11 protein-coding genes are annotated in these 13,419 nt (G+C 36.9%); 4 read left to right on the forward strand and 7 right to left on the reverse strand.

Features of this window, described 5'->3' with window-relative positions:
- Positions 1-3: 3 nt before the first annotated feature.
- Positions 4-1,263: a tetratricopeptide repeat protein gene (locus tag ACSQ7D_RS05685; protein ID WP_016479570.1), complete on the reverse strand. Its 1,260-nt coding sequence runs from the start codon at positions 1,261-1,263 to the stop codon at positions 4-6.
- Positions 1,264-2,211: 948 nt separating this feature from the next.
- Here ACSQ7D_RS05685 and ACSQ7D_RS05690 point away from each other — a divergent pair.
- Both ACSQ7D_RS05690 and ACSQ7D_RS05695 read left to right on the forward strand, forming a co-directional pair.
- Positions 2,212-3,027 carry a M48 family metallopeptidase gene (locus ACSQ7D_RS05690; protein ID WP_015782949.1) on the forward strand — a complete coding sequence of 272 codons (816 nt, stop codon included), beginning with the start codon at positions 2,212-2,214 and terminating at the stop codon, positions 3,025-3,027.
- 117 nt (positions 3,028-3,144) lie between these two features.
- A complete protein-coding gene (locus ACSQ7D_RS05695) occupies positions 3,145-3,972 on the forward strand; it encodes a purine-nucleoside phosphorylase (RefSeq protein ID WP_106095404.1) in 828 nt (275 codons plus the stop codon).
- A 98-nt stretch (positions 3,973-4,070) separates the two neighbouring features.
- Here ACSQ7D_RS05695 and ACSQ7D_RS05700 read toward each other — a convergent pair whose 3' ends face one another.
- Positions 4,071-4,487 carry an acyl-CoA thioesterase gene (locus ACSQ7D_RS05700; protein WP_048747655.1) on the reverse strand — a complete coding sequence of 139 codons (417 nt, stop codon included), beginning with the start codon at positions 4,485-4,487 and terminating at the stop codon, positions 4,071-4,073.
- A gap of 201 nt (positions 4,488-4,688) precedes the next feature.
- Here ACSQ7D_RS05700 and dnaA point away from each other — a divergent pair, with 201 nt between their 5' ends.
- Together dnaA and ACSQ7D_RS05710 are read left to right on the forward strand one after the other, a co-directional pair.
- On the forward strand, positions 4,689-6,110 hold the full coding sequence (gene dnaA, locus ACSQ7D_RS05705) for a chromosomal replication initiator protein DnaA (RefSeq protein WP_437135194.1): 1,422 nt from the start codon (positions 4,689-4,691) through the stop codon (positions 6,108-6,110).
- Positions 6,110-7,282: an alanine dehydrogenase gene (locus ACSQ7D_RS05710; protein ID WP_437135195.1), complete on the forward strand. Its 1,173-nt coding sequence runs from the start codon at positions 6,110-6,112 to the stop codon at positions 7,280-7,282. Before dnaA ends, ACSQ7D_RS05710 begins: the two co-directional genes overlap by 1 nt.
- A gap of 91 nt (positions 7,283-7,373) precedes the next feature.
- Here ACSQ7D_RS05710 and ACSQ7D_RS05715 read toward each other — a convergent pair whose 3' ends face one another.
- The 5 genes from ACSQ7D_RS05715 to mnmA form a co-directional block, all read right to left on the reverse strand.
- The gene (locus tag ACSQ7D_RS05715) at positions 7,374-8,594 is read right to left on the reverse strand and encodes an alpha/beta hydrolase (protein WP_437135196.1); all 1,221 of its coding nucleotides are present in this window, start codon (positions 8,592-8,594) and stop codon (positions 7,374-7,376) included.
- A gap of 191 nt (positions 8,595-8,785) precedes the next feature.
- The gene (locus ACSQ7D_RS05720; protein ID WP_437135197.1) at positions 8,786-10,084 is read right to left on the reverse strand and encodes a TolC family protein; all 1,299 of its coding nucleotides are present in this window, start codon (positions 10,082-10,084) and stop codon (positions 8,786-8,788) included.
- A 133-nt stretch (positions 10,085-10,217) separates the two neighbouring features.
- Positions 10,218-10,529: a hypothetical protein gene (locus ACSQ7D_RS05725; protein ID WP_002672015.1), complete on the reverse strand. Its 312-nt coding sequence runs from the start codon at positions 10,527-10,529 to the stop codon at positions 10,218-10,220.
- Between the two features lie 356 nt (positions 10,530-10,885).
- On the reverse strand, positions 10,886-12,160 hold the full coding sequence (locus ACSQ7D_RS05730) for a glycosyltransferase family 4 protein (protein WP_437135198.1): 1,275 nt from the start codon (positions 12,158-12,160) through the stop codon (positions 10,886-10,888).
- A gap of 65 nt (positions 12,161-12,225) precedes the next feature.
- Entirely contained in the window at positions 12,226-13,419 is a 1,194-nt protein-coding gene (gene mnmA / locus ACSQ7D_RS05735; protein ID WP_437135199.1) for a tRNA 2-thiouridine(34) synthase MnmA, read from the reverse strand.

Genomic DNA, 13,419 nt, shown 5'->3' on the forward strand with positions numbered 1-13,419 from the left:
TTATTATTCACCCAATAGTTTTTTAACACGTTGGAAGTTAGCACTATCGCTCAAAGCTCCATAAATGCTCTTTAGTTGTTCCAAGATATTTTTATCGTTGCCATTGGCTTTCACGTAGCTTTCTAATACTTCAGCAGCTTTTTTAAACAAAGCTTCTTTTTGGTCTCTAAGTTCATTGAATTTCTTAGTATCAGCAGCCGAATTGCCTAATGAATTCATTTGCTCAACCAAAGCATTACCTTCATTAATGTAAGTAGTCGAAAGGTTCAAGGTAGCATCAGCATATTTAGGCTTAATTTTAAGTGCTTGTTCAAAAGCTTTACGAGCCTCTATATTGTTACCTTGTTGCATATTGATAACCCCAATATTGTAGTGAAGGTCAGCATTATTAGGGTCAAGCTGTGCAGCTTCTTGCATTAGTTGTTTAAATTTTTCTTTATTGTCTAATTGCAAGTAAACATTGGCTTCAGCAAGAATGATGTTAGCATCTTTAGGATAAGCTTTTCTTGCTTCAGCAAAAGCTTTTAGCGCCTCATCAGTCTTGTTTTGCTCTACGTAAATAAAGGCAATATTCTTCACGATATCAGCACGTTTTGAAGGCGTTTTTTCATTTCTAGCTTTTTCGTGAGTACCTGCTTTTACCATCAAATCACGCTGGTTTTTATCAGGGAAAGTTTCCTCTTTTTTAGTTTGCTTATTAGTAGCCAAATAAAGTGTTTCAGCACCGTCATAACCTAAGTCTTTCAACTCTTTATAAAGTTTCACAGCGTTGTCATAATCTTTATTTTCAACCGATACTACTGCCGCATTGTACAAAAATACAGTATCACGCGGACTGAGGCGGTATACTTGTTCAAAAGCAACCGAAGCATTCTTGTAGTTTTTACGCTCGTAATTGTCTTGTGCTTGCTTAGCTGCAATATTAATAGCCTCATCAGCCAAAGTTTGCAACTGGTTTGTGTATTTGCCTTTACCTCCTTCTAATTGTCTTACTTTGGCAAAAGCTGAAGAAGCCGCTTGCAACGAAGGCAATACATTTTCATTTTTCTTAGCAGCCTCCACATTCACTTGTGCTTCCAAGAAATAGAACTGAGGTGCAAATTCAGTACCCTCAATAGAACCTTTAATGGAACTTAATCCGCTTTTGGCAGTTGTTAAATCTCCTTTACGGATTTGTTTTTCAATCTCTTTGAGTTCTTTTTTTTGTCCGAACGCCACTGCCGAAATCAGTAAGGCAGCAGCCATTAATAATGGTTTTCTCATATTGTTTTGCAATTTTAACGCAGTTTTTTGTTTTATGTACTAATTTGAAGTCGCAAATGTAGCACTTTATTTTTAAAGCACCAAATATTATCAACTTTTTATTTAGCAACAAAACTTGTGCCAACCGCATTCTTCTGACAATTAGTCCGTTGAAGTTCCTCGAAAGTTATATCTCTCTATTTTCAATTCTCATAAACGTTCCTCAAAAGTTACTCACACTAAAAATTGCATTTTTTTCGCCAAAATCACGTTTTTATGATTTTTTTCTCAATAACGTAAATACCTCTTTCTACTAATTGAGATTCAACTTAGTAACCTCTTTCCTTCGTCTTTCCTTCGTCTTAGGTTCGTCTTACCTTCGCTCTTCCTTCGGTTAAGCTACATCTAAAAGGTAAGATAGGTATATTTTATATCTAACTGATATATAAACAATTATTATTTTTAATTCACTAAAAGATGAAAAAGAATTTTATTGTCTTATTTTAAAAAAATATGCTCTATTTTAGAAATTTTAGCATTTTTTTCTCAGCTTCTCCAAAGTCATATAGTACTTGTATTAATCAACCTTCATTTTCTTTTAATCTTAAAACCAATTTGTTCGATTTCTGGCACGTAGTCTCACTGTAAAAAGAATACTTTTCACCTATTGATATTAATGTGAGTCCTATATATTTACAATACTAATTACTAGTTTCCTTTGCGGTATACACTTTGCCAAAGTTTAAACTTTGGCAAAGTTGAAGTCTTAAAATAATCATTTCACAAGGCATATCCTTAATTCTCTTTTAATTTTGAAACCAATTTGTTCGATTTCTGGCACGTAGTCTCACTGTAAAAAGAATACTTTTCACCTATTATATTATTGTTTTTCATTAACAATAAAATTTATAAAGTATTACTATTGTATTTCCGATTATTATTTGTATCTTTGCCCTCAAATAAAATCTTATGAAGAAATTAACTTTAATCGCATTCCTTTTAATTGTCTTTTCTTGTAAGACAAACCCTTTTACAGGAAAGAGCACTCTTAACTTTATGCCTAATAGTCAGGTATTTCCGATGGCTTTTAGTGAGTATTCCACCTTTTTAAAATCTAATAAGGTAGTGAAAAATACAAACGATGCCGCTATGGTGAAACGCGTAGGCGAACGTATAGCCAAAGCTGCCAAACTATGGCTTGATACCAATGGTTATAAAGGCTATTTAGATGATTATCGTTGGGAATATAACTTGGTAGATAGTCCTGAGGTGAACGCTTGGTGTATGCCAGGCGGTAAGATTGTGGTCTATACAGGAATTTTACCTATTACACAATCCGAAACAGGTTTGGCAGTGGTAATGGGGCACGAGGTGGCTCACGCTTTAGCCGACCACGGAGCACAACGTATGAGTGCTGCTACCTTACAACAAATAGGTGCTATTGCAGGTTCGGTAGCCTTGCAAACTAGCAAATACGCTGCTTATACCGACCAGTTTATGCTCGCTTATGGCTTAGGGTCTAACTTAGGGGTAATGTTACCTTTCAGTCGTTCCAACGAAACAGAAGCTGATGCAATAGGTATCCAGATTATGGCAATTGCTGGTTATGACCCCGCTGAGGCTCCTGAGCTATGGAAGCGTATGAGTGCCAAGAATAATGGTAAATCTACACCTACTATTTTAAGCACCCACCCTTCTGATGCCTCTCGTATCAAAAACCTCACTGCCTTAGTACCCAAAGCACGTGCTGAAGCTGCTAAGTTTGGAGTCACCCATTTTCAATAGCTAAAAGATATGATAAGCATCGCTACGATTCCTCTTTTGAAGGAGTATAGGGAGAGGTTGTCAACATTTTAGTATTATTCACACCAATATAGGTAACAAATAAAACATTATAAAGATATGCAACAAGTTTACGATAAAATTAATGAAACGGCTCGCATCATACAGTCGTACATCACAGAGCACACTCCTGAATTTGCTATTATTTTAGGTTCTGGACTCAATAAGTTAGAAGATGAAGTAGAAGTAATTTCTGAGATTAAATACAACAATATCCCTAACTTCCCTAAATCTACTGTAGAAGGACACAAAGGTAAACTGATTTACGGTAAAATAGAAAACCGCTATGTGCTAATGATGGCAGGGCGTGTGCATTATTACGAAGGATATACAATGCAAGAAGTAACCTTCCCAATACGCGTTTTTGCGCAATTAGGTATTAAACGTCTGATTGTTTCTAACGCTTCAGGAGGGGTGAACCCTAACTTTTCAATAGGTGATGTAATGGTTATTCGCGACCATATCAATTTATTTCCTGAACACCCTCTACGCGGTAAGAACTTAGACCTATTTGGTGCGCGCTTCCCCGATATGAGCAAACCTTATAACCAAGCTATGATAACCGAGCTCGAAAAGATAGCTAAGAAACATAAAATCAAGCTCCAAAAAGGAGTGTATGTAGGTTTGCAAGGTCCTTCTTTTGAAACCCCAGCCGAATATGGTATGGTGCGCATTTTAGGAGGTGATGCTGTAGGTATGAGCACCGTACCCGAAGTAATTGTAGCACGTCATCAGAATATGGAAGTGTGTGCTCTTTCAGTCATCACCGACTTAGGTGGTCCCGACATCTCCCCCGACGTATCACACGAAGAAGTACTCAACGCTGCTAATATCGCAATGCCAAACGTGATATTATTGGTGAAGAATTTGATTAAAAGCTATCAATAGTTTTTTAGTTGTGGTATAAACTTTGCCAAAGTTTCAATAGCTTGTTGTGCTACAACCTTTGGCAAAGTTAAATTACCAAATTATTTACTTTTCACTCCCTACTCTTCACTTTTTGCTTTTATAAGCTTTAGCACCTTCTCAGGGCAACGCACCGGTCTGAAAGTCCTCGCATCTACAAACACCAATACAGTATTAGCCGTAGAGAGTAATTCTCCTTTTTCATTGAGAATTTCATAGTTAAACTCTATTTTTGTAGAGGGTAATTCTTTTAACTTGGTACGAATGGTGATGAGCTCGTCATACAAAGCAGGCTTTTTATACTGAATTTGTAGAGATACCACAGGCATCATTATTCCTTCTTCTTCCATCGCCTTATAGGTAAAGCCAATAGACCTTAGCCACTCCACTCTTCCCAGTTCAAGATACTGAGGATAATTTCCGTAGTACACTACCCCCATTTGGTCAGTTTCTGCATAGCGTGTACGCAATACATAATCAAAATATAATTCTTTCATATTTAAATAGATATAAATATTAACAAAACATTAACAGTGCTCCCATATAAAATAAAAGTACAAAAACAAATGTTAAATATTTTTTTTATTCAAAAATTATTCACAACTTTGCTCACTGAAAAAACAACAGTTTTATCACCGGCAAAATTAGTAAAAAAATCTAATAATCAAATTTTTAGCTAAAAAGTAGCACTAAAAAAGATGAAAGAAGCAGCTGAAAAAGTCTGGAGTAGGTGTCTTGAATTCATAAAAGACAATATCACTGAGCAACCATTTAACACTTGGTTCGCTCCTATCGTACCTGTAGAATTAGAGGGCAACACCCTAAAAATCAAAGTGCCCAGTAAATTCTTTTGCGAGTGGTTAGAAGAAAATTATATTTCTCTTCTCAAATCAGCTATGACTTTTACCTTAGGTGTAAACTCTCGCCTCGTATATATTGTCGATACTCCTCTTACTAAAGAACAACTTCCTAGTACTAATCGGCCGGAATTAGCAAAACAGACTTTGACTTTAGCTACTGAAACCAAAGACCCTGGACTTAAAAATCCTTTCGTAATACCTGGTATTCGCGAAATAACTGTTGATCCTCAGCTGAACTTACATCAGAACTTCGACAACTTTGTGGAGGGGGCTTCTAATCGTTTAGCCCGATCTGCAGGTATGGCAGTTGCCAACAAACCTGGGGGTACGGCTTTCAATCCGCTGTTTATCTTCGGTGGAGTAGGCTTAGGTAAAACCCACTTGGCACACGCAATAGGGGTAGATATCAAAGAAAAATACCCTAAAAAGAAGGTACTATACGTCTCTGCCGAAAAGTTCACCCAACAGTTTATCAGTGCTTCCACAGCCAAAGATAAAGATAAGAATACACTTAACGACTTTATTCACTTTTATCAGCTCATCGATGTGCTGATAGTCGATGATATTCAGTTCCTATCAGGGAAGGTAAAAACCCAAGATGCTTTCTTTCACATCTTCAATCACCTGCACCAAAATGGAAAACAGGTAATCCTCACTTCCGATAAAGCACCAGTTGATTTATTCGATATCGAACAGCGCTTGCTCTCTCGCTTTAAATGGGGGCTTTCAGCCGAACTCCAAACGCCCGACTATGAAACGCGCTATAAAATATTAGAAAATAAATTCTATAACGATGGCGCTGAAATAGGCGAGGATATCATCGCTTATTTAGCTGAAAATATTCGTACCAATGTGCGTGAACTCGAAGGGGTGAGCAATTCACTGATTGCACAAGCGGCTTTCAACCGTAAAGAGTACTCTATAGAACTTGCACAAAGCATTATCGATAAATCGGTGAAGAATAATCGAAACGATTTGACGATTGACCATATTCAGCAAATCATTGCTGATTACTTTAGCTTAGATATAGAATCCTTGCATTCCAAAACCAGAAAGCGCAATGTGGTTCAAGCACGACAGTTGGCGATGTTTTTCTCGAAGAAATACACCAAAAATTCGCTTTCTACTATTGGAAGCCAAATAGGACAACGCGACCACGCTACGGTGTTACACGCTTGTAAAACGGTGGAAAACCTAATAGAAACCGACCGTGCTTTCAAGAAATATGTAAGTGATTTGGAAACTAAATTCTCTGACTGATGCAATCCTTATCTCAACTATTACCACAAGAAGAACGATTAGCGGTAAGCAATGAACAAAAATCTTTGAAAATAGGGCTTCCCAAAGAGCATACCTTTCAGGAGCATCGCATTTGCTTAACTCCCAATGAAGTAGCGGTATTAGTAGCTAATGGACATCAAATACTAATAGAGGCTGGGGCAGGGGAGGAGGCTCATTTTTCCGATACCGACTATAGTGAGGCAGGTGCCGAAATAGTATACGATACCCAAGAAATATTCGCGTGTCCTATTGTGCTAAAAGTTCAACCACCTACTACTGATGAACTTGCTTACTTTAATGCTCAATCCATATTGTTGTCGGCTTTACAACTTAACACACAAGATAAAACTTACTTCGAGACGCTTGCACAAAAGCAAATCACTGCCTTAGCTTTTGAATATATAAAAGACGAAGCAGAAAATCACCCCATACAGCAGTCGGTTGATGAGCTCACAGGTATTGCAGCTGTACTCACCGCCTCTGAGCTGCTTGCAGAAGAAAACCGACTCTTGCTCGGCAATATCACTGGAATACCGCCTACTGAGGTAATACTTTTGGGTGCAAATGAACTCACCGAAGCTGCTACTAAAACTGCCTTAGGATTGGGTGCCAATGTAAAGATATTTGCTCCTTCTCTCACCGATTTGAGAAAACTGCGTACACATTTGCCCTCCTCAGTATATACCGCTACTTTGCAACCTCAGTTACTCCGAGAAGCCTTAACACATTGCCACGTGCTTATAGGGGCTATGAGTGGAGAATGTCGCTCGCCCATAGTAGTAACCGAAGAAATGGTACAACAAATGAAGCGTGGTGCTGTGATAGTAGATGCTAGTATTGGCATAGGAGGCTGTATAGAAACCAGTAAGCTTACCACTTTAGAACAACTTACCTTTACAAAATACGAAGTAGTACATTGTGGAGTGCCTAATTTACCTTCCCGTTATGCTCATACAGCTTCAACTTTGCTCAGCAATATCCTATTACCTTACTTACTGAAAATAGGAGAGGAGGGAGGTGTAGAAAACCTTTTACAAATAGACAAAGGCTTTAGAAACGGACTCTATTCTTATCACGGAATCATTACTCATCACAACATCTCCGAGTGGTTCGGATTGCCTTACAAACCTTTACATTTATTGTTTTTATAGACACAGAATAAGTTTTCTTAATACTTTGATAATAAAATGTCCGAGAAGTTATAGAGTTAACTTCTCGGACATTTTGCTATTGTTTCTAATTTCAATTTTCTGTTTTGTTAAGACCTTCTAACACTGAATCAAAGAACAACAACATTTCGTGAGCGTGGTATTTGCCGTATTTGTTGAAAGTTGCTTGTGTTTTAGTATCAGGTTTCCAATCGAAGAAAGCGTGATTGGCACCTCCTACTTGTATATACTCCACCCTCTGACCGACTTTGGAAAGGGCACGTTCGTAAGCTTTAACCTCTTCATCTTTTATAAGTTCATCTTCTGAACCTCTAAACAACAATTGGGGTACTGCTCTTTTAGAAGCCTCTGGAATACTGTTGATAGGTGCAATTTCATTTAAATAAGGATAGTCTTTAAAGCGATGAGTGAGCATTTCAGGACGAAATACTCCATAGCTGGGTGCAGCAGCTTTGATAGCTTTAGCCAACTCATTGCGCACTTGTGCCACAGTTTTTCCTTTAGGCATATAGGTAGGCATAAACTCGTAAACACTTTGTGTTTTATTAAAACCTCTATCGCCTATACGTTCTACAAAATTTGCTACTGAAGCGGATAAATATCCTCCCGCACTATCGCCCGTAAGGAGTAACTTACTGCTATCGCCTCCGTATTTAGCAGCATTTTCAGAAATGTGTAACAAAGCACCATACACATCTTCTATAATTTGGTGCAATTGAGTAGGAGTACTATCTCCGTCAAGTTTGTCTATCCAGCGATAATCAATGTTGAAAACCACATATCTGCCACTGTTTGCTAGTTCGCGTGCCAAACCTCTCATCACCGATTCAGTATTGGAGCTCCATCCACCTCCGTGAATAATTACGATACAAGGTAGATTTTGCTTACTTTTAGGACTATATACATCGTATTTCAGCGGTTTTACTCCCGGTTTAGCATAAACGATATCTTGCACTACTTTCAGATTAGCTTCCGCTTTTTTAGGTATAAAACAAGCTCCTACATTCATATCTTTGTCTACTTTCACTTTGAACTCAGGTGTAGACTGTTCATAAAACATAGCCCCCCACTGTTCTGGTAAAGAGTAATAGCCACTATCAAAAATATAGCCAGTGGCAGGAGTTGCTTTGAGTGTAAGAACCGTACCTGCTTTTACCATTCCGTCCTTAGGTAAAGTAGGACTAATAGTATACGAACCATTGCGTGCCTCATCAGGCGTTACTTTGAATTTGTTTTGTGCTTGTAGCCCTACAACAAATAAGGTTATAGCACTGAATAGTATGCATTTTTTCATATATAGATAAATTAGTAATTTTACTTTTTATGACTTTTGTACTTAACGTTGCGAGCATCTTTGATTACACCTTTCCAATTGTCAGGTATTTGGGTAGACAACAAAGCTAAAGGTTCTACTTTATCTAAAATAATCTATAATAAGGCTTGTTCGAAAGTACCAAAGTTGGACAAAAAAACATCGACTTTGTATTAATGACTAAAATAATATTCTAATACTTTTAGCTTAAAAATATATTGATATTTGGCTTTAACAAAATCGTTTTGAGCATTCTCATACTGATACTTAGCTTGACTAAAATCAAAAGTATTCATTAAACCTACATTATGACGCTCTTGCGCATAACTAAACGCCTGTTGTTTTGCTTGTACCGTCTTTTCACTTGCTTCATATAGCTTTTTAGCATTCGAAGCATCGTTATAGGCTTGATAAATGTTCTTCTCAGAAGTAAGTTCTGCTTGTTCTTTAGCGAATTGACTTTTTAGAAAATTTAATCGCTGACGTTTTACTGTTCCTAAAGTTGAAAATCCGTTAAAAATAGGAATATTAAGCGATAACCCTGCATACATACCTTTATTAGCATCAAGTTGTTGCCAAAAATCTTGCGATTGATTCTTACTCCATCGTGAACTATAACCCCATTGAGCAGAAAGACGCGGTGAATAAGCTGATTGTGATAAACGCAAACTATTTTGAGCTACTTGCATATTCGCTTCGGCTAATTTTACATCGTTCATTACCTCTTTGGCACGCTCATAAATCTCTTCAGGAGTTTTATTGAGAATATCAGCAGAAGGTTGCTCAAAAGCACTATCTGCAATATCAAAATCTCGATAGTTTTTTAACAAAAGTAATTGTGCCAAACCCATTTTGGCAATAAAGAGAGCGTTTTCGGTAGCTATTATTTGCTGTTCTTGTGTGAGCAGTTGTGCTTCGGCTTCATAAATATCTCCTTTGGGTAAAGAACCTGCACCAATAAGTTCACGGGTACGCGTTAAACTTTCCTTTGAAATTTCTAACTGTGCTTTCAAGTTCTTGATTTGTTCTTTATTGCTCAACACTTCAGCATAGGCATTGATAATCATCAGTACTATATCGTCTTTCATTTTATCTAACTGATATTGAGAAGCTATACGATTAAGTTCCGCCTGATGTAACTTGCGCCAATTTTGTAGTCCTGCAAAAAGAGTAAGGTCTACGCTTACTCCTCCTGACGCCGATTGAAAGAAAGCATTTTCAAACTGATTGGTTACAGGATTGATATTTTTCCCCTCATTTAAGTTATAAGATGCATTGCCATTCACCGAGGGCAAGAAACCTGCTTTGCCTTGCATTTTATCAATATCTGTGGCTTTCAAATCTATTTCCGATTGTTTAATAGATAGGTTATTTTCTTTGGCATACTGAATACAGTCGCTTAATGTCCACAGTTTTTGTGCTACTACTGAAAAAGGCAGTAAACAAAGTAAAAAAAATAACTTTTTCATCATTTAATTCTATTCAATAAGTTTGATATTATATATAGTTTCCGAATTATTATATATACAAAGTAATTCGTTCTTAACTATTTATCATTACAAAAAATACCTTGTTGGGACGCACTGCCTAACAAGGTATTTCTTTTTATCGTTTGTCCTCAATACCAAATTCTTTCCATTGTGTTTGAGGAATATCAATTTTTATGAGTTTTTTAATGAAAGATACTTTACTTTCTATTTCGGTAATAGTTTTACTAAGTTCTTGAGTCTTAGTTTTGAGATCGGCTTTGAGCTTTTCTTGTTCGCTGTTGAGTGTTTCCATCTTCTTTCGGAGCTCTTCGAGCTTAGTAATGTCTTCGGCTTTCACACCCAAAGGCAATTTGTCATTACGACCTTTTAACCCGTCAATCATCACTTGTGATTCGACTAAATTAGTTGAGTAAGTTTTCTTTGCCATAAGATTGTCAATTAAATTTTATGAGATAATTACTTATTTTATTTGTTTCCTATATAGGAAATCGTTTTACTGAGATAGTTTTTTCAGTTACCAACATAGGGAATCATTTTCCCGAGATAGTTTATTTAGTTTTCTATATGAGAAAACGTTTTACTGAGATAGTTTTTTTAATTCTCTATATAGAAAATTGTTTTCCCCAGATAGTTTTCTCTTCTTTTATATAAGAAGCAGAAAAAGTACCTTTTGAGATTTCTCTGCAAAGGTATGTATTATTTTTTAATAAACAAAAGAAAAAGATTATTTATCGCAGAAAATCTTTCATTAATAGAAAAAAATGTGATAAATAAGAAAACTTTTCATATCAGTTGAGCCAACCGCTGAGTAAGGGCTTTACGGCTGTATTGTTCTACTTCTTTGGGGTTGGTTTTAAGTGTTTTATGTAGGAATTGATGATAGAACTCTACTATTTTGGCTTTCATCTGAGAGGCATCGGTATATCCCACAAAAGTACCTGTTTGTGTTTCAGTGAGAATAGGTGTAACATCCCAGTTATGAGGACCTATGGCGAGAATAGGTCGCCCCGAAATCATATATTCAAACAGTTTACCCGGAATAATACCTTGTGTTTCTTCGGAATCTATTTCGATGAGCAACAATACTTGCGATTGCTTTTGCAAACTAATAGCTTCTTGATGGCTAATATAACCTTTATTAATATAATAAGGTGTAAGTCCGTTATGGCGAATATCTTCTTCGATTTCTTCACTTACTTTGCCTGCAAAACAAAGTGTGAAATCTTCGGCAAAATGAGGTTCTTCGCGTATTAATTCGGCTAATATTTTCCACAGCATTTTGGGGTTTCTATCTGATAATAAGGAACCTATGTGCGAAATAAGGAATTTATTAGATAGGGGAGAGGTGGTTGTTTTTTCCTCATCATAACCATTGGTAATTACCTCAATAGGAGTATTGGTAAGCTGCCGAAAGTCTTTTTGCGTCTTGAAACTTGTTGTAATCACCAAGTCTGATTGTTGTAACACTTCTTTTTCCCAATAATGCTGACGTTTATCTGCCCATTTAGTAAGGTGTAAATCTTTGTAATAACCAATAGTTGTCCACGGGTCGCGGAAATCGCTAATCCATTTGAGGTGAGGAATTTGTTTCTTTAACTCATAACCTATAAGGTGTATGCTGTGGGGAGGCGAAGTAGTGATAATAGTTTCTATCTGTTTTTCTTTTATAAACTTATTCAGATACTTTACAGAAGGTTTTACCCAGAATTTGCGAGCATCGGGAATGAAGAAGTTACCACGTATCCAAAGTAATACTTTATCTAAAATAGAAACTTTTTTACGCGGAATGATACCTGAACTAATTTTTTGGGTTTTCTTTTTAGAGAATAACGAAGCCCAAGCATAAGGTTCCCATATAGGATGTTTGATAATTTGTATATCGGTAGGCAAATCGTTTCCTATTTCATTATCAATGATGGGATAAGTTGGGTTTTCAGGAATATATACAATAGGTTCTATATTAAAATCTCGTAAATATTTCACGAATTTTAACCAACGTTGTACACCAGGTCCGCCAGCAGGCGCCCAATAATAAGTGATGATAAGTACCTTTCTCATATCTTTTTCCCTATCTGTTATTTGACATAATATACATTATAACCATTTTACAATAGGTGTTTTTTCTATGAAATAACACCGCTACCCACTAATTCATCTCCGCTGTACCAGGCAGCAAATTGTCCCTCAGTAATAGCACTTTGGGGTTCTGAAAAATGAATATACAAACCGTTTTCGACTTTATATAAAACCGCTTTCTGTAATGGCTGACGATAGCGTATACGTACCATAAACTCTTTCGATTCATATACTTTTAATGCCAAATCTTCTCGAATCCAATGTTCATCAGGGGTTGCGATAAACAAAGCACTGCGGAACAATCCGCGATGTGTGTGTCCTTGTCCTGTATAGATGATATTCTTCTCAATATCAGTTTCTATGATGAACAAAGGTTCTTTGGTTCCTCCCACATTTAAGCCCTTGCGTTGCCCTTTGGTAAAATAATGAGCCCCCTGATGGATACCTACTTTTTTACCGTCTTCGGGTTGATACACAAAACGTTGTGACAAATACTCCAATTCACCTTCATAAGTTTCAAAAGTACGTGGCATATCAAAGTCAGTATATCCTTTCCAATCATTGGAGATTTCAATAATATCGCCTTGTTTGGGTTGTAGCTTTTGTTGTAGAAACTCGGGTAAACGTACTTTTCCTACAAAGCAAAGTCCCTGAGAATCTTTTTTATCAGCGGTTATCAAATCTTGAGCTTTGGCAATGGCTCTTACTTCCGATTTCTGCAATTCTCCAATAGGGAAAAGTGATTTACTAAGTTGGTCTTGTGAAAGCTGACATAGGAAATACGATTGATCTTTATTTTCATCTTTCCCGGATAGTAATCGGTAGATTTTTTCACCATTTATCTCTATTTCTTCTTTGCGACAATAGTGTCCCGTTGCTACGTAATCGGCACCTAAACTAAGGGCGAGCTTCATAAAGACATCAAACTTGATTTCGCGATTACACAACACATCGGGATTGGGCGTTCTGCCGTGTTCGTATTCATTGAACATATAATCGACAATACGGGCTTTGTAGGGTTCACTCATATCCACTGTTTGGAATGGAATACCGAGCTTTTCGGCTACTAAAAGCGCATCGTTACTATCTTCTAACCAAGGACATTCGTCGGAAATAGTAACTGAATCATCGTGCCAATTCTTCATAAAAAGGCCTATTACCTCATAGCCTTGTTCTTTTAACAAATAGGCAGCTACGCTACTATCTACTCCCCCACTAAGTCCTACTACTACTCTTTTCAT

This window comes from Capnocytophaga sp. G1920 (assembly GCF_051417515.1).